21 protein-coding genes are annotated in these 18,175 nt (G+C 71.8%); 9 read left to right on the forward strand and 12 right to left on the reverse strand.

Going from position 1 to position 18,175, the window contains the following annotated elements; translation table 11 throughout:
* Together ACZ5VD_RS34660 and ACZ5VD_RS34665 are read right to left on the reverse strand one after the other, a co-directional pair.
* The coding region (locus ACZ5VD_RS34660; protein WP_468684523.1) for a maltotransferase domain-containing protein at positions 1-629 on the reverse strand (629 nt) is incomplete at its 3' end.
* A gap of 73 nt (positions 630-702) precedes the next feature.
* Positions 703-1,002, reverse strand: a complete 300-nt coding sequence (locus ACZ5VD_RS34665) for a DUF5133 domain-containing protein (protein ID WP_468553937.1) — start codon at positions 1,000-1,002, stop codon at positions 703-705.
* 310 nt (positions 1,003-1,312) lie between these two features.
* On the opposite strand from ACZ5VD_RS34665, the gene ACZ5VD_RS34670 reads away from it, so the two are divergent.
* Positions 1,313-1,825: a pep a2 gene (locus ACZ5VD_RS34670; protein ID WP_468684524.1), complete on the forward strand. Its 513-nt coding sequence runs from the start codon at positions 1,313-1,315 to the stop codon at positions 1,823-1,825.
* Positions 1,822-3,993 (forward strand): glycogen debranching protein GlgX, encoded by a 2,172-nt coding sequence (gene glgX, locus ACZ5VD_RS34675; RefSeq protein WP_468684525.1) that lies wholly within the window; start codon positions 1,822-1,824, stop codon positions 3,991-3,993. Before ACZ5VD_RS34670 ends, glgX begins: the two co-directional genes overlap by 4 nt.
* On the opposite strand, the gene ACZ5VD_RS34680 is transcribed toward glgX, so the two are convergent.
* The gene (locus tag ACZ5VD_RS34680; RefSeq protein ID WP_468684527.1) at positions 3,956-4,858 is read right to left on the reverse strand and encodes a hypothetical protein; all 903 of its coding nucleotides are present in this window, start codon (positions 4,856-4,858) and stop codon (positions 3,956-3,958) included. The two genes, glgX and ACZ5VD_RS34680, sit on opposite strands and share 38 nt — an antisense overlap.
* A gap of 213 nt (positions 4,859-5,071) precedes the next feature.
* Between ACZ5VD_RS34680 and ACZ5VD_RS34685 the strand changes: the two genes are divergently transcribed.
* The gene (locus ACZ5VD_RS34685; RefSeq protein ID WP_468684528.1) at positions 5,072-5,812 is read left to right on the forward strand and encodes a neutral zinc metallopeptidase; all 741 of its coding nucleotides are present in this window, start codon (positions 5,072-5,074) and stop codon (positions 5,810-5,812) included.
* A gap of 31 nt (positions 5,813-5,843) precedes the next feature.
* Here the strand turns inward: ACZ5VD_RS34685 and ACZ5VD_RS34690 are convergent, their stop codons facing one another.
* Positions 5,844-6,647, reverse strand: a complete 804-nt coding sequence (locus ACZ5VD_RS34690) for a VOC family protein (RefSeq protein ID WP_468553930.1) — start codon at positions 6,645-6,647, stop codon at positions 5,844-5,846.
* A gap of 181 nt (positions 6,648-6,828) precedes the next feature.
* On the opposite strand from ACZ5VD_RS34690, the gene ACZ5VD_RS34695 reads away from it, so the two are divergent.
* Positions 6,829-7,167, forward strand: coding sequence for an ANTAR domain-containing protein (locus tag ACZ5VD_RS34695; protein WP_468553929.1), 339 nt, complete (start codon positions 6,829-6,831; stop codon positions 7,165-7,167).
* Positions 7,168-7,222: 55 nt separating this feature from the next.
* Here the strand turns inward: ACZ5VD_RS34695 and ACZ5VD_RS34700 are convergent, their stop codons facing one another.
* Positions 7,223-8,011 carry an RNA polymerase sigma factor SigF gene (locus tag ACZ5VD_RS34700; RefSeq protein WP_468684529.1) on the reverse strand — a complete coding sequence of 263 codons (789 nt, stop codon included), beginning with the start codon at positions 8,009-8,011 and terminating at the stop codon, positions 7,223-7,225.
* Positions 8,012-8,286: 275 nt separating this feature from the next.
* Here ACZ5VD_RS34700 and ACZ5VD_RS34705 point away from each other — a divergent pair, with 275 nt between their 5' ends.
* The 4 genes from ACZ5VD_RS34705 (at position 8,287) to ACZ5VD_RS34720 (ending at position 11,104) form a co-directional block, all read left to right on the forward strand.
* Positions 8,287-8,742 (forward strand): MarR family winged helix-turn-helix transcriptional regulator, encoded by a 456-nt coding sequence (locus ACZ5VD_RS34705; RefSeq protein WP_468553927.1) that lies wholly within the window; start codon positions 8,287-8,289, stop codon positions 8,740-8,742.
* The gene (locus ACZ5VD_RS34710) at positions 8,739-9,578 is read left to right on the forward strand and encodes an ATP-binding cassette domain-containing protein (protein WP_468684532.1); all 840 of its coding nucleotides are present in this window, start codon (positions 8,739-8,741) and stop codon (positions 9,576-9,578) included. Before ACZ5VD_RS34705 ends, ACZ5VD_RS34710 begins: the two co-directional genes overlap by 4 nt.
* A complete protein-coding gene (locus ACZ5VD_RS34715; RefSeq protein WP_468684534.1) occupies positions 9,538-10,398 on the forward strand; it encodes an ABC transporter permease in 861 nt (286 codons plus the stop codon). Before ACZ5VD_RS34710 ends, ACZ5VD_RS34715 begins: the two co-directional genes overlap by 41 nt.
* A gap of 190 nt (positions 10,399-10,588) precedes the next feature.
* Positions 10,589-11,104 (forward strand): hypothetical protein, encoded by a 516-nt coding sequence (locus tag ACZ5VD_RS34720; RefSeq protein WP_468553924.1) that lies wholly within the window; start codon positions 10,589-10,591, stop codon positions 11,102-11,104.
* Between the two features lie 25 nt (positions 11,105-11,129).
* Here ACZ5VD_RS34720 and hemC read toward each other — a convergent pair whose 3' ends face one another.
* From hemC to ACZ5VD_RS34755, 7 genes are all read right to left on the reverse strand, one after another.
* A complete protein-coding gene (hemC, locus tag ACZ5VD_RS34725) occupies positions 11,130-12,065 on the reverse strand; it encodes a hydroxymethylbilane synthase (protein WP_468684535.1) in 936 nt (311 codons plus the stop codon).
* A 139-nt stretch (positions 12,066-12,204) separates the two neighbouring features.
* The gene (locus ACZ5VD_RS34730) at positions 12,205-12,672 is read right to left on the reverse strand and encodes a GNAT family N-acetyltransferase (RefSeq protein WP_468553922.1); all 468 of its coding nucleotides are present in this window, start codon (positions 12,670-12,672) and stop codon (positions 12,205-12,207) included.
* Entirely contained in the window at positions 12,669-13,199 is a 531-nt protein-coding gene (locus ACZ5VD_RS34735; protein ID WP_468684537.1) for a hypothetical protein, read from the reverse strand. The genes ACZ5VD_RS34730 and ACZ5VD_RS34735 overlap by 4 nt, the downstream gene beginning before the upstream one ends.
* An 85-nt stretch (positions 13,200-13,284) precedes the next feature.
* Positions 13,285-14,061 carry an NPP1 family protein gene (locus tag ACZ5VD_RS34740; RefSeq protein WP_468684539.1) on the reverse strand — a complete coding sequence of 259 codons (777 nt, stop codon included), beginning with the start codon at positions 14,059-14,061 and terminating at the stop codon, positions 13,285-13,287.
* Between the two features lie 130 nt (positions 14,062-14,191).
* Positions 14,192-15,178 (reverse strand): non-homologous end-joining DNA ligase, encoded by a 987-nt coding sequence (gene ligD / locus ACZ5VD_RS34745; protein WP_468553919.1) that lies wholly within the window; start codon positions 15,176-15,178, stop codon positions 14,192-14,194.
* Positions 15,175-15,624, reverse strand: a complete 450-nt coding sequence (locus ACZ5VD_RS34750; RefSeq protein WP_468684540.1) for a hypothetical protein — start codon at positions 15,622-15,624, stop codon at positions 15,175-15,177. Before ACZ5VD_RS34750 ends, ligD begins: the two co-directional genes overlap by 4 nt.
* A 205-nt stretch (positions 15,625-15,829) precedes the next feature.
* Positions 15,830-17,311 (reverse strand): MFS transporter, encoded by a 1,482-nt coding sequence (locus ACZ5VD_RS34755; RefSeq protein ID WP_468553917.1) that lies wholly within the window; start codon positions 17,309-17,311, stop codon positions 15,830-15,832.
* A gap of 192 nt (positions 17,312-17,503) precedes the next feature.
* Here ACZ5VD_RS34755 and ACZ5VD_RS34760 point away from each other — a divergent pair, with 192 nt between their 5' ends.
* The gene (locus ACZ5VD_RS34760; protein ID WP_468684542.1) at positions 17,504-18,154 is read left to right on the forward strand and encodes a TetR/AcrR family transcriptional regulator; all 651 of its coding nucleotides are present in this window, start codon (positions 17,504-17,506) and stop codon (positions 18,152-18,154) included.
* Positions 18,155-18,175: the final 21 nt, after the last annotated feature.

Raw genomic sequence — 18,175 nt, forward strand, 5'->3', positions numbered from 1 at the left:
GAACGGGGGAAGAACTCGTACCACGAGCCGAACAACGCCCGCTCCCGCTCCACCAGCAACGGCAACGTCTCCGACGCCGTCACGAACTCCCGCAGTGGATACCGGGCCAGCACCGCGTCGACCTCCGGCGTCAACGCCGCGGCCAGGCGGGTCGAGACCGGCAGGGTGTCGTCGCGCAGGGTCTCGACCGCGACCAGTACCGCTGTGCGCTCCGGGCCTTGCGGCACCCCGGCCGCCGCCCGTTCGTACAGGTCGGCGCCCTCTTCCAGGACCAGGCCGGTGTCGATGCCGGCCGGCACCTTGATCCGGGCCGTGCGGCGCCAGGTGGTCAGCGGGTCGCTCCACGCCTCGACCCGGTAGGTCCAGTCGCCCTCCACGCCGGGGGTCACCTCGGCGCCCCAGCGGTCGCTGCCGGGGGCCAGTTCCCGCATCGGCGTCCAGGGGCCGTGTCCGCCCTCCGGATCCGTCAGGACGACATTGCAGGCGACGGCGTCGTGGCCCTCGCGGAACACGGTCGCGGAGACCTCGAAGGTCTCGCCCACCACGGCCTTCGCGGGACGCCTGCCGCACGCCACGGCCGGCCGGACGTCCCGCACCGGGATACGGCCGATGACCTGGTTCGTACTCATGGGATGCACCTCCGCCGTGCTGGAGGCCGGGCCCGTGGCCCGGCCGGGGGATCCAAGCTGTGCGGGAAGGTGGCTACCGTCCCGCGGGGGAACGCCGGTCCGAGACCGGCGGGTCACGCCTGGCCAGGGGGCGGGAGCGGGGCCGCTCACTGCCCTCCCGCAGAGAGGCGACCGGAGTGGTCCGCAGATAGCGTTCCGCGGCATCCGCGGCCTCGCGCGCGCAGCGCTTCCCCATCAGCACGCAGAGGGTGTAGCCCGAGTCCTCGAAGGTGGCCCGCACCCCGCGGTCGGTCGGGGCCGCGAGCATCATGCGCTCCCACGCCCGATACCGCCGCAGTTGGCGGGCCACTTCGGCTTTGGCCGGCAGCAGCATGGTGCCGTTCACCTTCCAGGGGCTCGATGGCGTGTCTCCCGACCGTCGGGCGGCGGCCGTGCGCGGGCGCGCACGGATCCGTTACGGGCATCGAGGTCTTCACACATGGTGCACGTGTGACGACTCAGCGTCTTGTTGGACCTTCAACGACCACGCCGACCTCACCCGTTCGCTCGTGTTGCACGAATGGCGTAGCACCCCCAGGCTGGTGGTGACTCAGAAGTGATTAGTTGTCACACTTCGTGTTCGGGATCCTGTCCCGCAGGGGGTGAGGAGAAGCGAGAGCTTCGCCGGTGAGGAGCCAACGACGATGAAGACCGCATCGCCCTGCTATTACCACCTCGACGTGGAGGTCAGCCCGGAACGGGTCGGACAGGTCAGGCGCATCCTGGCCGCCCACCTCCGGTACTGGGATCTGGAGATCCTGGTCGAGTCCGTCTGCCGCGGCGCCGAGATGCTGCTCGAGGCCATCGACGAGCACGCCACGGACAAGAACACCTCGATCGAGATGTGGTGGAACGGCCAGCACCTCATCACCGCCGTCGGTGAGAACGACTGCGACCTGCGCCCTGACCAGGACCTGCGCGGCTGTCTGGAACGCATCGCCGCGATGAGCGACGGCTGGGGCTGCTGCGCCACCGACACCGGAAGCAAGGTGATCTGGTTCTCGCAGCGTGCCCGCGCCGGCGAGCGGGTACCGCTGGTGCCGACGGCGCCGTCGCCCCGCCTCAGCGAAGGGCTCCAGGTGCCGCGCGCGCTGCCCGTCGCGGCCCTGGCCGGACCCGCCGGCACACCGGACGGCGTCCTGGAGGGCGCCCGGTGACCAGGCGCCCCCCGCCCCGGGAAGGGGTGCCCGTCCGGAGCGGGCACCCCTTCCCGTTGGGCGCCTCCCACGACGGCGACGGCACCAACTTCGCCCTGTTCAGCGAGGTCGCCGAACGGGTCGAGCTGGTCCTCGTCGACGAGGACGGCAAGCACCGCGCCGCCCCCATGACCGAGGTCGACGGCTTCGTCTGGCACTGCTACCTGCCCGGGATCGGCCCCGGCCAGCGCTACGGCTTCCGGGTGCACGGCCCCTGGCAGCCCGCCCTCGGCCACCGCTGCAACCCGGCCAAGCTCCTCCTGGACCCGTACGCCCGGGCGGTGGACGGGCAGGCCGACAACCACGCCTCGCTCTTCGAGCGCGCACCCGAGGGCCCCGACCCGGCCGACAGCGCCGCGCACACCATCCTCGGCGTGGTCACGGACCCGGCCTTCGACTGGGGCGACGACCGGCTGCTGAGGCGGCCCTACACCGACAGCGTGATCTACGAGGCACACGTACGGGGACTCACCCGCACCCACCCCGAGGTCCCGCCCGAACTCCGCGGCACCTACGCCGGACTCGCCCACCCGGCGGTCGTCGAGCACCTGACCTCGCTCGGCGTGACGGCCGTGGAGCTGATGCCGGTGCACCAGTTCGTGCAGGACGGCGCGCTGACGGACCGCGGCCTGTCCAACTACTGGGGCTACAACACCATCGGCTTCTTCGCGCCGCACAACGCCTACGCCGCCCAGGAGACCCGCGGGCGGCAGGTCACCGAGTTCAAGTCGATGGTGAAGGCACTGCACGCGGCCGGCCTCGAAGTGATCCTCGACGTGGTCTACAACCACACCGCCGAGGGCAACGAGCGGGGCCCCACGCTCTCCTTCCGGGGCATCGACAACGCGTCGTACTACCGCCTGGTGGACGGCGACTGGGGGCACTACTACGACACCACCGGAACCGGCAACAGCCTGCTGATGCGGCACCCCTACGTACTTCAGCTGATCATGGACTCGCTGCGGTACTGGGTCACCGAGATGCACGTCGACGGGTTCCGCTTCGACCTCGCGGCCACCCTCGCCCGGCAGTTCCACGAGGTGGACCGGCTGTCGGCGTTCTTCGACCTCATCCAGCAGGACCCGGTCATCAGCCGCGTCAAGCTGATCGCCGAGCCGTGGGACGTGGGGGAGGGCGGCTACCAGGTCGGCAACTTCCCGCCGCTGTGGTCCGAGTGGAACGGCAAGTACCGGGACACCGTACGGGACTTCTGGCGCGCCGAACCGCACACCCTCGGCGAGTTCGCGTCCCGGCTGACCGGCTCCGCCGACCTGTACCAGCACAGCCGGCGCCGCCCGCGCGCCAGCGTCAACTTCGTCACCGCACACGACGGGTTCACCCTGCGCGATCTCGTCTCGTACAACGACAAGCACAACGAGGCCAACGGTGAGGGCAACCGGGACGGCGAGAGCACCAACCGCTCCTGGAACTGCGGTGCGGAGGGCGACACCGACGACCCGGCCGTCCTGGAACTGCGCGCCCGCCAGCAGCGCAACTTCCTGGCCACACTGCTGCTCTCGCAGGGCATCCCGATGCTCTGCCACGGCGATGAACTGGGCCGTACCCAGGGCGGCAACAACAACGCCTACTGCCAGGACAACGAGGTCTCCTGGATCGACTGGCGGCTGACCGAGGACCAACGGGCGCTGAACGACTTCACCCGGTACGTCATCGGACTGCGCGCCGGACACCCCGTGCTGCGCCGACGGCGCTTCTTCCGGGGCGAGACGGTCACGCACGCGGGCCGGCCGGTGCCCGACCTGGTGTGGCTGCTGCCGGACGCGCGCGAGATGACCGACGAGGACTGGCGGCGCTCCGACGCCCACTCCGTCGGTGTCTTCCTCAACGGCGACGCCATCGCCGAACCCGACCCGTGCGGCGAACCCGTGGTGGACGACTCCTTCCTGCTTCTGCTCAACGGATACTGGGAGCCGGTGGAGTTCCGCCTGCCCGACCTCGCCTACGGCGAACGCTGGACGACGCTGATCGACACCGCCGAACCCCAGGGCGCCGACGAGTCGGAGCACAAGGCGGGCACGGAGCTGACCGTCGAGGCCCGCAGCCTGGTGCTGCTGTCGAGGCCCCCGGCGGTCACGACCGGGTCCCCTCCGCGGCCTCCAGAGCGGTGAGAGCCGCCAGGAGCGGGGTGACATAGCCGGCCGCGGTGGTGGCGCCGGTCGTCAGGACACGGGCCTTGCCGTCGGGGCCGAAGCCGATGACCGCACCGGGGCCGGGATGGGCCTCGGGGAGCGTGTAGCCGAGGTGCTTCATGAAGGGGACCAGTCTCTCCCAGCGCTCCGGCTGCTGCTTGGACAGGCGTTCGTTGGCGGAGAGCATCCGGTGGAGGAGCCCGTCCTGGTCGTACGTCGGGGTGAACAGGAAGAGTCTGCGCTGCAGCCCCTCCTCGCGAACGTGCCTCAGCTCCCGCCCCAGACTGGGGGAGCTGTGCACCGCGGCGAGCATGCACCGCGCCCCGGGCAGCAGGCCCACCAACTCCGGCCACCAGGTGTCGTACTCCAGGTAGGTGCGGGCCGCGCCCTCCCGCGGTGTGTGGTCGGCGGGATCACCCAGCGCCACGAACGGGCCGACCCGACTGCCCAGTTCGGCCCCCAGGAACTTCTCCAGGGTCTGGAACCTCTCGAACTGGTCCTCGCCGAGACGCCTGACGACCCGCTGGGCGCGGTTCGGTCGACCGGGCAGTTCCTTCCTGGAGAAATAGGCGGACTCCTTGCCGAAGGTGCGGAGGAAGAGCACGTGAGGGCGTGGGTCGGCGCGCCTGACGTCGTCGGCGCCGGGGAGCCGTACCCGTCGGTGCATCCAGGCCGCCCAGGATCCCAGCATGGCCGCCAGGAGAACGCCTCTGAGGGCGGTGGACCACGGGACGGCGGTGAACAGGGGGAGCGGGAGCGCCCCGGCGCACCCCGCCAGGGCCAGAGCGCAGAGCGCACCGTAGGGCGTCCTGGTGCGTCGTGGTCCGAAGCGGTGCCGTGCCATGAGTCCCCCCGAGGTCACGTGGTGTCGGCTCCAGCTTCCCCGCGCGGAGCGTCCGCGCGTACGACGAACCGTTCCGGCTACAGAGGCGTTGATGCGCGGGACGGAGGCGCGGGGTGTGCGATCGGCGTATATCGGGCTCATCCCCGGACAAGGCGGGCGGGCCGTCTGAAACGCTCGTTCAGGCGGTGTGCCGAGTCGAGGGGGCGTGGGGACATGGGCCGGTACCGCGGACCGTGGGTGGTGGCGGCCCTGTGCGTGCTGCTGACGCTCGGCGGCTGTTCGGGAGGCGGCGGTGGCTCGCCCTTCGTCGAGAGCACCTCGTCGGCGGGGCCGGACGGGTCCAGCGCCGGGACCGGCGTCACGGGCGGCGGTTCCACCGGCGGCGACGACCCGGTGAGCGGCGACATCGGCTGGGAGGCGGAGACGGAGTCCGCCGTGGCCGTCGTCGACGCCTACTGGGCGGCCTACTGGAACGACTACTTCACCGGCACCTACCGGTCCCCCCGGGTGTTCGGCGCCTACACGGCCGGCAGCGTGGACGCCCCGGCCTGCGCAGGGGAACCGGCGGCCCCGGACAACGCGTTCTACTGCACGGACGGCGACTTCCTCGCCTGGGACGCCCGGCTGATGGCGGACGGGTACGGCAGCGGGGACTCCTGGGTCTATCTGGTCGTCGCCCACGAATGGGCGCACGCCGTGCAGAACCGTGTCCTCGGCCTGAGCTCGGTGGCGAGGGAGCCCCAGGCTGACTGCCTGGCGGGGGCGACCCTGTTCGGCTCCGAGGACCTGGAGTTCGAGGAGGGAGACACCGACGAACTGGCCGCGGCGCTGGCCGAGTTGGCCGACGACACCCCGTGGACGGACTCCTCGGACCATGGCGACGCGAGCGAACGCATCTCCTCCTTCGACACCGGTGGCCAGGGCGGGGTGGACGCCTGTATGCCCACCCGGTGAGCGGTCGCGACGGAGGCGACCTCGGTGTGGGTCAGTGTCCGCGCCGCGAGGTCACCGTGAACTGCGCCCCGTCCGGGTCGCGCAGGACGGCCTCGTCGTCGCTCTCGGACAGGACGCTGCCGCCGTGCAGCTCGGCGGCCCGCGCGCATGCCGCGACGTCCGCGACCGCGAAGTGGACCTGCCAGTGCGGGCGGATCGTCGGGTCGGGTGCCGACCCCAGTGCTCCCGATCCGATGCGGGCCACCGCGTCGCCGCGGCTGCGCAGTACCACCTCGCCGCCCTCGTAGTGGACCTCGCAGGAGCCGGGGCGGTCCGACGCCCAGTCCAGGACCTCGCCGTAGAAGATGGCGGCGTCGAGCGCGTCACGGGTGTGGAGCCTGATGAAGGCCGGCTGTGCCTCGCGCCAGGCCTCCCAGCCGGAGACCAGCTCGCCCTCCCAGATCCCGAAGGCCGCGCCGTCCCGGTCGGCGAGGAGCGCCGCCCGCCCGGGCGGGAAGGAGAGCGGTCCCACCGCCGTCGTGCCGCCGCGCTCCTGGGCGCGCGCCGCCGCCTCGTCCGCGCTGAACACGGCGAAGTACGGAGTCCAGGCCACCGCCATCTGCCACATGGCGGCCACCGCGGCGATCCCGGCCACCGGTGTGCCGTCCGCCAGCGCGACCCGGAAGCGGTCGCCGAGCTGCGCCGGCTGCCACTCCCAGCCCAGCACGCCCGCGTAGAACTTCTCCGTGGCGTCCTGGTCGCGGCTGGTCAGACTCACCCAGCAGGGCGCGCCGAACACGGAGCGCGTGGACAGGACGTCCTGGGTGGCGCGGGGCGGCTTCACATCGTGGTTCATGACAGTCGGGTTCCTGGTCTCGTCGGTCGGCTCGTGTCGGCCGGGGCCACAGGTCTCGCTCCAGTGTCCGACGGGAACCGCCCGGGGCGCCTGCCGAGTACCCCGGTGACGGCACCGAAACGGTGGCCGGTAAGCGTCGGGCCCGGTGGCGCGGGCCCGGGCGGGTGACCAGGATGGAGGCGTGTCAGCAGTACCGGACGAGCCCGCCGACGAGTCGGACCGCATCTTCGAGCTGCAGGAGGAAGTCGACCAGCTCAAGGCGGCGGTCGCCTCGCACGCCGTCGTTGACCAGGCGATCGGCATGGTCGTCGCGCTCGGCCGGGTCACGCCCGACGAGGGCTGGCAGGTACTGAGGGACGTCTCCCAGCACACCAATATCAAGCTGCGCAACGTCGCCGAACTCATCCTCCTGTGGGGACGTGCCGGGGAGCTGCCTGTCGAGATCCGCACGGCGCTGGAGCGGGCACTCGACCAGTACGGCCCCACGCAGATTCCCGGGGCACCGCCTCCACCGGAGTGAGGGCGGGCCGGTCGCGCACCGCGTGCGGGTGCCGCTCCCCGCGTCCCGGTGCCGTTCACTCCGCCTCGGTGAGAACCTCCTCGCGCAGCCGGTCGAAGCAGCCGCTGAGCAGCCGGGAGACATGCATCTGGGAGATGCCGAGCTGGTCCGCGATGCCGCTCTGCGTCATGCCGCGGAAGAAGCGCAGGTAGAGGATGGTCCGCTCACGCTCGGGGAGCGCCTCCAGACAGGGCCGGACGGCCACCCGGTCGACGACGGTGTCGTAGGCCGGGTCCGGGTCGCCGAGCGCGTCGCCGAGGGCGTAGCCGTCGGTGCCGGGCATCTCGGCCTCCAGGGACAGTGCGGTGAAGCACTCCAGTGCCTCCGCCCCGGAACGTGCCTCCTCCTCGCTCATCCCCGCGCGCCCGGCGATCTCGGCGAGCGTCGGTGCCCGGCCCGAAGTCGTCTGCGACAGCTCCTTGGCCGCCTGGCGCACCCGGTTGCGCAGGTCCTGGACGCGCCGCGGTACGTGCAGCGTCCACATGTGGTCACGGAAGTGCCGCTTGATCTCGCCGGTGACGGTCGGCACCGCGTACGCCTCGAAGGCGCAGCCGCGCTCGGGGTCGTAGTGGTCGACGGCCTTGACGAGGCCGAGCGCCGCGACCTGGTACAGGTCGTCGAGGGACTCGCCGCGCCCGCGGAAGCGGACGGCGATGCGTTCGGCCATGGGCAGCCAGACTTCGATCAGCCGGTCCCGCAGCGCCTTGCGCTCCGGCCCGTCGGGCAGTCGCGCGAGGCGGGCGAAGTCGGCCGCGGTGTCGGGGGCGTCGTCGTGCGGGTGGTGCGTCGTGGCGGTGACAGGCATGTCGCGCCTCCCTCAACGGGGGTGCTGTACGGGCGGACACCGCGGGAGGGGCGGACTCGGACGACACGGAGGGGCGCCCGGGGCCGGGTTCGGGCCGGCTCCCACGGACGTGCCTCCTGTCCGAAGCACTTCCTTGCCGATTCCCGGGGTCGACCCGCGTGAAACAAATACGGGTAAAACAGTACTTTCCGGTATCGATGGAACGCGGTGAGTGAGCCCGGTCCTTGACTCGACCTTGGGCTCATTACCTCTGCTACAGAGGTAATCTGCTCGACGTGGAACCAGAGACCTTCCCCGAGGAGTTCGCCGACGCGCTCGTCGGCGTCCAGCGGCTGATCCGGCGCCGCCTGCGCGCGCACCTGCCCGCCCCCCAACTGCGCGGCGCAGAGGTGGAGTTGCTGCGCCTCGTCGTGGACCGGCCCGGCATCGGCATCTCGGACGCCGCCAAGGAGCTGAGCCTGGCGGGCAACTCGGTCTCGACGCTGGTCAACCAGCTCTCCCGGCAGGGCTATCTGGTGCGCGAGACGGACCCGGCCGACCGACGGGCCGCCCGGCTGCTGCCCACCCCCGCCGCCGAAGCCCGGCTCCGCGCGTGGCGCACCCGCCGTGCCGACCTCGTACGACGCCAGCTGGCCCGGCTCGACGCCGCGGACCGGGAGGCGCTGCGCGCGGCGGTTCCGGCCCTGCACAAGCTCGCCGCCAACCTGCACGAGGAGACCGAGGAGTCATGACCCAGGACACGCACGGGGCCGTCGCCTGCACCTCTCTCGCCTACTCCTTCGGCGAGACCAACGCGGTGGACGGGCTCGACCTGTCGGTGGCCGAGGGCGAGGTCTTCGGCCTGCTCGGACCCAACGGCGCCGGAAAGACCACCGCCATCCGCTGCATCACCACCCTCCTGCCCGTCCCCGCCGGAATGGTCCACGTCTTCGGCCGCGACACGGCCAAGGAGCCCATGGCCGTGCGACGCCTGCTCGGCTACGTGCCCCAGCAGTTGTCCGCCGACGCGGGCCTCACCGGCCGGGAGAACGTCGCCCTGTTCGCCCGGGTCTTCGACGTACCGCGCCGCGAGCGCGCCGAGCGCGTCGCCCAGGCCCTGACCGCGGTCGACCTCACAGAGGCCGCCGACCGGCTCGCCGGCACCTACTCCGGCGGCATGATCCGCCGCCTCGAACTCGCACAGGCCCTGGTCAGCGCCCCGCGTCTGCTGATCCTCGACGAACCGACCATCGGCCTCGACCCGATCGCCCGGACCGGCGTGTGGGAGCACATCAACGCCGTGCGCGCGGCCACCGGCATGACCGTGCTCGTCACCACCCACTACATGGACGAGGCCGACCAGTACTGCGACCGGGTCGGACTGATGCACCGCGGCCGCATCCGGGCCCTCGGCACCCCGACCGAACTGCGGCGGGGGCTCGGCGAACGTCGGGGCGCCAAGGCGACCGACCCGATGCCCACCCTTGAGGACGTCTTCCGCGAGGTCGCCGGCAGCGGTCTCGACGACCAGTCAGGAGAGTTCCGCGATGTCCGAAGCACCCGTCGCACCGCCCACCGCGTCGGCTGACCGCGCCCGCGAAAAGGGCATCGGCCTCCTGCTGAGCCCGCCCGAACCCCGCGCGGGCTGGCGGCTGTTGCCCGCCCGGGTCGTGGCGATGTGCGCCGTCGAACTGCAGAAACTGCGCCACGACCGCACCGAGCTGTACACCAGGGCCGTCCAACCGGCCCTGTGGCTGCTGATCTTCGGCCAGACCTTCACCCGCATCAAGGCGATCCCCACCCCGGGCATCCCCTACATCGACTACCTCGCGCCCGGCATCATCGCCCAGTCCGCGATGTTCATCGCCATCTTCTACGGCATCCAGATCATCTGGGAGCGGGACGCCGGCATCCTCAACAAGCTCCTCGTCACGCCGACCCCGCGCTCGGCACTGATCACCGGCAAGGCGTTCGCGGCCGGGGTGAAGTCGCTGATCCAGGCCGTCGTCGTGATCGTCATCGCGGCGCTGCTGGGCGTGGCGCTCACCTGGAACCCGCTCAAACTGCTCGGCGTCGGCGCGGTGGTGATCCTGGGATCGGTGTTCTTCTCCTGCCTGTCGATGACGATCGCCGGCATCGTCCTCAGCCGCGACCGGCTGATGGGATTCGGACAGGCGATCACCATGCCGCTGTTCTTCGGATCCAACGCCCTGTACCCGCTGTCCGTCATGCCGGGCTGGCTCCAGGCGGTCAGCAAGGTCAACCCGCTGAGCTACGAAGTGGACGCCCTGCGAGGCCTTCTCCTCGGCACTCCGGCACACCTGGCGCTCGACTTCGCGGTGCTGATCGTCGCCGCCGCGCTCGGCGTCGCCGCGGCCTCTTCCCTCCTGGGCCGGCTGGCTCGCTGACCCCCCGTCCGAAAAGTGATGTGCGGCACGCGGGCGGATCCGGCCGTCCGGCCGATGGGCGGATCGTGCCTGCGCAGGGCTTGATCAGCGATCAAGGGGACGAATCCGCTGGCCACAGCGCATTCTGCTCATTTGACAGTGTGCTGAGCGCACAGATAGGAAGCAGCTCTCTGAGGCCGAGAGGTGGATTGTGTACGAGCCGAACGTGGTCGGGGACTGGCAGGAGTACGACGAGCATGCCGGTCTGCGTGTCCGCGTCCACCGACTGGAGGCGGCCGAGCCGCCGCGTGGACGGGACGACGCCGCCGAGGGGCAGACGTACTTCCGGGTCCGGGTCACCGTCGAGAACCGGGGCAGCCGGCACTCCACCATCCACCTGGAGGACGGCCAGATCGATGTGCGGGTCGGCCCCGAAGGGGAGAGCGCCTTCATCGACTGGCGCAACTCGCAGTTCATCGAGGGCTTCGACGTCTATCCGCTGCGCCGGGCGACCGCCGTGCTGTACGCGGCCGGACCGGAGGCGTCCCTGAGCCAGGTGGACGTCCAGGTCCAGCTGCGGGTCGACGACGACTGGGCCGACCGCCGACTGTGGGCGGGCGGCATCGGACTCGACGAACAGGCCCTCGGCACCGGCGCGGTACGCGACGGCCTCGCCTGTCAGGTGAGCAACTTCCTGCGGGACCAGGCCGAAGAGGGCACCGCCTGACGGACTCCCGAGGGATCGGCGACGGTCAGTGCGGAATGCCGTCGATGATCTCCCGGGCGCCCTGACGCAGCAGTGCCACGGCGACCGAGGTGCCGAGCGTCGCCGGGTCGAGGCGGCCCGCCCACTCGTGGGCGTTCAGCCGGGTCTTGCCGTCCGGGGTGAACACGCAGGCGCGCAGGGACAGTTCGCCACCGCGGTCCACGCGCGCGTACCCGGCGATCGGGCTGTTGCAGTGCCCCTGGAGGACGTGCAGGAACATCCGCTCCGCGGTCGCCTCCCGGTGGGTGTCGGGATCGCCGAGCCCGCTGACCGCGTCGATGAGTTCGGTGTCGCCCTCCCGGCACTGCAGGGCGAGGACGCCCGCGCCGATCGGCGGCATCATCACCTCGGGGGAGAGGACCTCGCTGATCACGTCCCGCCGGTCGATGCGCTCCAGGCCGGCCACCGCGAGCAGCAGCGCGTCCGCCTCGCCGGCCGCCAGCTTCGTCAGCCGCCGGTTGGCGTTGCCGCGGAACGGCACGCACTCCAGCTCCGGATGGGTGGCGGCCAGTTGCGCGACCCGGCGCACCGACGAGGTGCCGATCCGGGTGCCGGCCGGCAGCTCGTCCAGGGTGAGGCCGCCGGGGTGGATCAGGGCGTCCCGGATGTCGTCCCGCTTCAGGAACGCGGCGAACGTCGTGCCCGCGGGCAGCGGCCGGTCGGCGGGCACGTCCTTGACGCAGTGCACCGCGAGATCCGCCTCGCCGGCCAGCAGCGCGGCATCCACCTCCTTGGTGAACGCCCCCTTGCCCTCGACCTGGGAGAGATCGCCCATCCACTTGTCACCGGTCGTCTTCACCGGGACGACCGAGGTGCGCACCCCGGGGTGGAGGGCCGTCAACTCGGCACGGACACGCTCCACTTGGGCGAGCGCCATGGGCGAGTCGCGGGAGACGATACGGATCAGTTCGGGCACGGACATGCGGACACGATAGTCCCTCAGGAGGGTGCCGCCGTGCCGTACCGGCCGACTCCCGCTCCGACGCCGCCGCCGTCCGCCCGGCCCGTGAGGCTCTCCCCGCCCGTCCTCTTCCGGCCCCCTTCGGCCCCTTCGGACCCCTTCAGTCCCCGACCCGCAGGGTGTAGCGGAGTTTCTCCTTGGCGTGGGCGCCCTGGCGGTCGTAGAAGCGCACCGCGCCCTCGTTCCAGGCGGGAGTGTTCCACTGCACCTCGGCGAGACCGAGCCGACGCGCCTCGGCGGCCACCGCCGACAGGAGGAGACCGCCGACACCGAGGCCGCGGTGCCCGGGCTCCAGGAACAGGCAGTCCAGGTGCAGGTACTCGCACCCTCCCCAGGTGGAGATCTCCGGCGCACAGGTGGCGTAGCCGACGATCGCGCCGCCCGGCAGTGCGGCCACCAGACAGCGCAGCCGGGGCGCGGGAGTCCCGAAGAGCAGTCCGTGCAGTCGCAGGGCCAGGTCGCCGGCCGGGGCGGCGGCGCGCTCGTACTCCGCGTGCAGCGCGGCGAGTTCCGCGACGCGCGGCAGATCGGCGGGCGCGGCGTGGCGGACGCGGGGCGCCTCGCTCATCGCACGTCTCCGTCGAGGGTGTCCGCGCTCCAGGCGGCGAGACGGTCCGGCAGCGGGCCGGAACCGTCGAGGACGTGCCGCGTGAACGCGTCCCGCTCGTGCGCCAGTACGGCCGCCTCCCACACGCACGGCGCGAGTCCCGCCCGGCCGGGCCGGAGTTCCCCGGGCCTGTCCGCCGGACCGGTGAAGACCGCCAGGTCCGACATGTGGCCCTCGATCCAGGTGTGCACCAGCACGTAGTCGCCGTCGCCGCCCGCGTGCACGATCAGGACGGCGAGTCCGAGGGATCCCCGCAGCGGGCCTAGCCGGAGATGTCCTTCGGCGAGGTGCGCGGACGTGTCCACGGCCCGGGCGGTCACCGTGCGGCCGGGCGCCTCCAGCGCGTACACCTTCACCAGGTGGCCGGCGGCCTCCCGGGTCCCGGCGGGCCGGGCGGCGCGGGAGTGGGGGGATGCGGCGAGGGCCGTCAGGGCCTTGGTGTCGACGGCCGCGGGCAGTTCCCCTTGGCGATCCGTTCGGTGATCCATGGGGACATCATCGGAGGGTCGGCCCCGGGACGGAAGCGCCAGGTGTCCGGCGTCCCACGTCCCGGGCCCGATCTCGTCGCCCGGCTCAGGCGCTGGGGTCGAAGGTGATCCCGGACGGCTTGGCCGACGACAGGTGGGCGGCGAAGTTGGCATCCTTGAGGCCGAAGTTGGCGCTGCCGAAGTCGTAAGCGCTCAGCTTGTCGCGCAGGCCCGACGGGTAGCCGTTCCAGCCGACCAGCGGCGGGTACTGCCAGGTGCCCTTGTGGTTCTCCGGCGGCTCGTCGTTCGAGTTCGCCAGCCGGAAGCAGTGCGTGCTGACGCCGTCCTTGTGGTAGACGATCTTGGCGTGCGTGCCGTCGAAGCGGACGCCGGACGCCGCCGTGACGGTGAACGAGCCGTGGTTGGACGTCGAGACGTACTGGACCTGGTTGTTCTGCACCCAGATCACGACGTGTTCCCAGTCGTGGCGGTGCCCGCCGATGCTGCTGCCGGCGACGGCCTGATCCTTCTCGAAGTACAGGCCGTACATGTAGGCGCACCAGCCGTTGTTGCACTTGGAGCGCGAGTAGCTGTTGGTGTTGTCGAGGTCCGAGGCGTCGCGGCAGTCGCCGTTGAGGGCGCCCGTCGGGTTCAGGCCACCGTTGATCGTGCCGTCGGGGCCGATCGCGGGCGTGGAGTAGCAGCCGTCCGTGTCGTAGTCGAAGGCCGGCAGATAGGTGTTCTCGGCGGCCTCGGCGTTGGCGGGCAACGTGCTCGGCGGGGCGGCGAAGGCGACGGTGGGGACGGCGACGACCAGCGCGGCGGCGCCGGCCAGCCCGGTGAGCCATCTCCTGCGGTGTGCCTTGAACGACGATGACGACACTGCGTCCTCCTCTTGTTCCGGGCGCAGCCCAACGGCTGTGGGGGAATGGGAAGTTCAGCTTCCCTTCTTTTCATGTCCGCGCCAAGAGGTCGCAGACGTCTCTCTGGTTACGGGCGCCCCAACACTTGGATCATGACGAGATGCCGGGGTCCGGGAGGTCGGCCGAGGAGTCCTCCGGCGCGAGATCCGGCCGCAGTCGCAGCCAGGACGGCTGGCGCAGCAGCCCGGCCCGGGTGCGGGTGCTGTAGCGGACCTCTCCGACCAGCCGGGGCAGCACCCAGCGCGCTCCCGGCACCCGGGGCGCGGGGTCGAAGGGGCACGTGTCCGTCTCCGCGGCCCGCAGCAGCGCGGCGAGTTGCTCCCGCTCCGCCTCGCTCCAGCCGGTGCCCACCCCGCCGACATAGCGCAGTCGCCCGGCGGAGCGCTGGCCGACCAGTACGGCACCGGGCAGGCCCGTGAGCCGTCCCCTGCCGGGCAGCCAGCCGCCCACCACGACGTCCTCGCTGCGCATGTTCCGGATCTTGATCCAGGCGCGGGAGCGCACGCCGGGTTCGTACACCGAGTCCAGTCGTTTGCAGACCAGGCCCTCCAGACCGTGTTCGCGGGTGGCGCGCAGAGCCTGTTCGCCGTGGCCGACGAGTGCGGCCGGGGTCGACCAGTAGGGGCCGGTCAGCGCCAGCTCCTCCAGCAGCGCGCGCCGGCGCGCGTAGGGCAGGGCGAGGAGGGAGTGCCCGCCCAGGTGCATCACGTCGAACAGGACGAGATGGACAGGGGCTTCCGCCGCCCGACGCGCCGCCCTGCCCGGCGCCCGCATCAGGCCCATGCGGGACTGGAGCGACTGGAAGTCGGCCCGGCCCCGCTCGTCCAGTGCCAGGACCTCGCCGTCCAGGACGGCCGGGGTGGCGCCGAGCGCCCGGCCCAGCGACAGCAGTTCGGGGTAGGCGACGGTGACGACCTCTCCGGACCGGGCGCGCAGCACCACACCGCCGTCCCCGGCGAGCTGGGCCACCACCCGCTGGCCGTCCTGCTTCGTCTCGTACGCCCACCGGGTGTCCTGCGCGGCGGACGGCAGGGCGCCGGGTGTGGCGAGCATGGGAGGGATCAGCGGGAGGTTCACGGGTCAGTTGTCGACCGGCCCGTCCGCCGCCACGCGCCCGCCGCGCCGGTTTCCCCTGAACGGCGCTGGTCCGTCCGTACCGATGAGCGGACGGCTCTGCCTGCGGACTGCCCGCCGGGGTGAGCTGGTCGTCGAAGGCCCACCCGGCGGAGGAACTGGGCCCGGACGCGGTCGGCGACGGCCGAGACGACCTCGCTGCCGTCCCGGCTCGGATCCACGTGCGCCCGGAACCGTCCGCCGCCGGCGGGCGGTTCCGCGGTGTGGACGACAGCCTCGGCTTCGTCGACGGCATCGGCGTCCGGCAGGTCCAGCCGGGCGAGCCGCGCGTTGACGTCGTCCATGAGCGCCCCGTGGCGGGCGTCGTAGGCGGCGGCCCGGTCCGTGTCGGCCGGGGCTGCCGCGTGGGCGAAGTGCCGGGTGCCGGAGGTGAAGGCGCCGGGCACCACGACCGAGGTGTCGATCCCGGACCGTATGAGCTCGGCGGTGTAACCGACCGCGGGGGCGTCGTCCTGATCGCCGCCGTCGTGGTCTGCCTGGTGGTCGCGGTCGCCTTCGGATATGCCGTGGCCTTCATGGACTAGGGCAGGGCCTGTCCGGCGTGATCGGCCGGACGGGCTCTGGGTCCGACCCGGAGGGGTCGGTGGGGTGTGCTCACTTCACGGAGGGCGCGCCCGCGGCCGGCTCCACGCTCGTGGGTGTCGCGGTGGCCGTGACCTCGGGGCGCCTGCCCGGGATGAACGAGGCGATGGCGAAGGCGAGGAGGGCGGCGCCCGCGCCGAGGGCCATGACCGTCCTGAAGCCGTCCTCGGAGGGGAGAGCGTAGCCGCCGAATCCGATGGTCATCTGCGACAGGACCACACCCGCGATGGCGCTCGCCACCGACGTACCGATCGACCGCATCAGGGTGTTGAGGCTGTTCGCGGCGGCGGTCTCGCTCGCGGGCACCGCGCCCATGATCAGGGCGGGCATCGAGCCGTACGTGAAGCCGATGCCGGCGCCGATCACACAGGAGACCAGCACCAGGTGCCACACCTCGGACATCAGCACGATGTTGAGGCCGTACCCGCAGGCCACGATCACCGCACCGATCATCAGCGTCACCTTGGGGCCCTTGGCCTTGGAGACCGCGGCGGAGACCGGGGCGGTCGCCATCATCACCAGGCCGGACGGGGCCATCACCAGGCCGGCCGTCAGCAGGGACCGGCCGAGACCGTAGCCGGTCTGCGCGGGCAGCTGGAGCAGCTGCGGCAGCACCAGGGACATCGCGAACATCGAGAAGCCGATCGCGATCGAGGCGAGGTTGGTCACCAGGACCTGGCGGCGGGCCGTGGTGCGCAGGTCCACCAGGGGCTCCGAGGTGCGCAGCTCGAAGACGCCCCAGGCGAGCAGCACCAGCACGGCGGCGGCGAGCAGGCCGAGCGTGGTGCCGCTGGTCCAGCCCCAGTCGGCGCCCTTGGAGATCGCCAGCAGCAGACAGACCAGACCCGTCGCCATGCCGAGCGCGCCCACCAGGTCGAAGCGCCCGCCGGTGCGCACCCGCGACTCCGGTACCAGGGACACGACCAGGGCGAAGGCGATCACCCCCATCGCGGCGGAGGCCCAGAACAGCACGTGCCAGTCGAAGTTGTCGGCGATCAGCGCGGCCGTGGGCAGCCCCAGGGCGCCGCCCACCCCGAGCGAGGCGCTCATCAGCGCCGTCGACCCGGCGAGCCGCTCGGCGGGCAGTTCGTCCCGCATGATGCTGATGCCGAGCGGGATGACCCCGGAGGCCAGCCCCTGCAGGGCCCGCCCGACGATCATCGGCACCAGCGCGTCGCTGAGCGCGCAGACCACCGAGCCGATCACCAGCATCACGACACTGACCAGCAGCATGCGGCGCTTGCCGAACATGTCGCCGAGCCGGCCCACGACCGGGGTGGCGACGGCCGCGGCCAGCAGGGTCGCGGTGACCGCCCAGGCGGTGTCCGAGGCCGGGGCGTCCAGCAGCTTCGGCAGCTCGGGGACGATCGGGATGACCAGGGTCTGCATCAGCGCGACGACGATTCCGGCGAAGGCCAGCACCGCCACGACGGCGTTCGGCTTCGGCGGGGCACCGCCCCCCGCGTCGGTCGTGCCGGCCAGGGCGTCGGACATGCGGGGCCTCCGAGGGCGTCGGAAAAGAGAGTCGGCCAGAATTAAAGCAGCTGATTGACTTAGCTTAGTGGGTGCTCCTGCTTGCGTAGGCTTCGCTCCGGGAACCGCCGGTCCGGCGGCGGCCTGTGACGGCTCCGGGGACTGGCCGCCGCAGGGGCGCGTGCAGTCCCGGTGCGGCGGTGAGGAGTGGTCATGGCGGTACGGGCCGAACAGGTCAGCGCGACGAGGGAGCTGATCCTGACCGCGGCGGAGCGGCTGTTCGCCGAGCGCGGGGTGTACGCGGTCTCCAACCGTCAGGTCAGCGAGGCCGCCGGGCAGGGCAACAATGCCGCCGTCGGCTACCACTTCGGCACCAAGGCGGACCTGGTGCGGGCGATCATCCGCAAGCACGCGGAACGGGTCGAGGAGATCCGCGGCCGGCTGCTGGCCGGGATCGGCGACTCCACGGACGTACGCGACTGGGTGGGTGCTCTGGTGCGCCCGGTTCCCCAGCATCTCGCGGCGCTGGGCAGCCCCACCTGGTACGCGCGGTTCTGTGCCCAGGTGATGACCGATCCGGCGCTGCGGCAGATCATGGCGGAGGAGTCCCTCTCCTCGCCGTCCCTGCGGCAGATCATCGAGGGGGTGCGGCGGTGCCTGCCCGATCTCCCCGTCGAGGTCGGTGCCGAACGCGGTGACATGGTCCGCCATCTGATCGTGCACGTGTCCGCCGAGCGGGAGCGCGCCCTCGCCGAGAACACCTCCACGCCCCGTTCCACCTGGGACGACGCCGCCACCGGGCTGGTGGACGCGGTCGTCGGCATGTGGCTGGCGCCCGTCACCCCGGGCCGGCAGATTACTTGAGTTAGGCAAGTAAGGCGGTAG

It is taken from the genome of Streptomyces sp. NPDC032822 (assembly GCF_055578825.1).